General features: G+C 69.2%; 2 protein-coding genes. One reads left to right on the top strand and one right to left on the bottom strand.

The genetic code is table 11. From position 1 onward, the window contains the following. Positions 1-132: 132 nt before the first annotated feature. Positions 133-1,215 (bottom strand): peptidoglycan recognition protein family protein, encoded by a 1,083-nt coding sequence (locus E1181_RS31030; protein ID WP_235877181.1) that lies wholly within the window; start codon positions 1,213-1,215, stop codon positions 133-135. Positions 1,216-1,484: 269 nt separating this feature from the next. Here E1181_RS31030 and E1181_RS31025 point away from each other — a divergent pair, with 269 nt between their 5' ends. Further along, the gene (locus E1181_RS31025; protein WP_132679962.1) at positions 1,485-1,796 is read left to right on the top strand and encodes a DUF6221 family protein; all 312 of its coding nucleotides are present in this window, start codon (positions 1,485-1,487) and stop codon (positions 1,794-1,796) included. Positions 1,797-1,868: the final 72 nt, after the last annotated feature.

Genomic DNA, 1,868 nt, shown 5'->3' with positions numbered 1-1,868 from the left:
CACCCCAACCACCCGACACACCCCTCAAACTCCGCCCCTTCGAAATCCGCACCCTCCGCATCACCCGCGCATGAAACAAGCCCGGGGTGGACCACGCACGTGATCCACCCCGGGCCACCGGGGGAGAAGACCTCACGCCACCAACCGCTGCCAGCTCACCAGATCCACCACGCCCGAAGCCGCCAGACCACCGGCCACCTGGAACTCACGCACCGCCGAGACCATCCGCTCACCGAACACACCATCAACGGGCACGTAATGCCCGCGCGAGGTCAACAACACCTGCGCCGCGCGCACCGCCTCACCACCGGCACCCGCACCCAGCACCGGCGTCACGCCCTCCCACGCCAGGCCACCGAACAACCCCGGCTCGGCCACCCGCGAAGCGAAGCACGACGGACCGCTCGCACCACGCTCCACCGCCACCCGCGACGCCGCCTGCTGCGTCGCCTCACCGAACACACCGTCCACCGGCACCGACATGCCCCGCGCACCCAGCAGCATCTGCAACGCGGTGACGTTCGGACCCTGCGCACCCGGACGCAGCAACGGCCAGCTCACCGGCTGCACCACCGCCAGGCCCAGCGCCGCACCCACCGACTCCCGCAGCTCCGGCAGCCGCGCGTAGAGCACATCACCCGGGCACGCCGTGGCCATGTAGTCCCGGTGCCCGTAGATCGCACCCGGCTCGATCCCGTACTGCGACACCATGTACGAGCACAACGACACCAGCGAGTCCCACAGCGAGCCCGGCACCGACGCCTCGGTGTAGGTGCCCTCGTTCTCGATGCCCAGCGCCACCGAGTTCTGCTCACCGGCGTGGGCGCCCTTGACGTGCTGGGTGCCGCCCTCCAGCGCGGCGAGGCTCTTGTGCCGGCCCTCCATCAGGTGCCCGCCGCGCGAGTTGGTGAAGTTCTGGCCGGTGTCGGACCAGCCGTTGGTGTCCATGTGGAAGTCCTGGATCTGCCTCGATAACTCGAAGGCGTGCGACTGCGACGTGTCGTCGCTGTTGGGCGTCGCCGTGTGGTGCACGATGATCTTGGTCGGCTTGGAGTCCAGCACCTCGATCGAGCCGGAGGCGTCCCGCGCGTTCCAGTCCGACGTCGAGGAGATCGACGGAGCCGCCGAGCTCCGCACCGCCGCGCCCGCGGGCAGTCCCGCGAAGCCCACCGCGGACACCGCGAGCCCGCCGGCCAGCACCGCACGTCGAGCCACTCGTACCTGTCGTAGTGCCATCTCTCTTCACTCCCGAAATCCGGTCAGCGATCACGAAACAGGGCGCGTGCCCTCGGGGTTGGCACGCTACGCAGCCGACCACATTCGCGGGAATTCCTGGCGACAAGCCGCCACGAGTTGGCAAAGAAGTCACCAACCGACAATCGCGCCGCAACACGTCATCACCCGGCCTCCCGCACGTCCCCGCTATGGACCGAGATCACCACCAGGCCCGACCCGGCCCGGGGTACCAGGGGAGAGCTCACACGATGGACCGCTTCGTCCGATTCCTGCGGCGCCAGATCGACATCGACCTCGAACTGCACAGCCAGGCCAGAAGCGATGAAGAGGCTGGCAACGCCGTCCACCGCTGCCTCGTCGGCCCGCTGCGCGGCTTCCGGGAGTGCGAGCTCAAATCCCGCCTGCTCGCCCAGCACGACCGGTGCGGTACCGGAGGTGGCCCCTGCGACACCCTCGGCACGAGCTACCCGCCGGAGGACGAACGAGGATGCCTCACCCGGGCTCTGCTGGGCCTGCCCTACGCGGACCGCCCCGGCTACGCGCCACGATGGCGCCCCTGACCCTGCGGGCGAAGTCGAGCACACGTTCGACGTAGTCGTTCGAGGCTGGGGTAGGGGACAGAAGGGAAGACG

This window comes from Saccharopolyspora terrae, assembly GCF_004348435.1.
Classification (GTDB): Bacteria; Actinomycetota; Actinomycetes; order Mycobacteriales; family Pseudonocardiaceae; genus Saccharopolyspora; species Saccharopolyspora endophytica.
The sequence above is the reverse complement of the archived record's forward strand: the minus strand, read 5'-3'. Positions and strand labels throughout refer to the sequence as shown.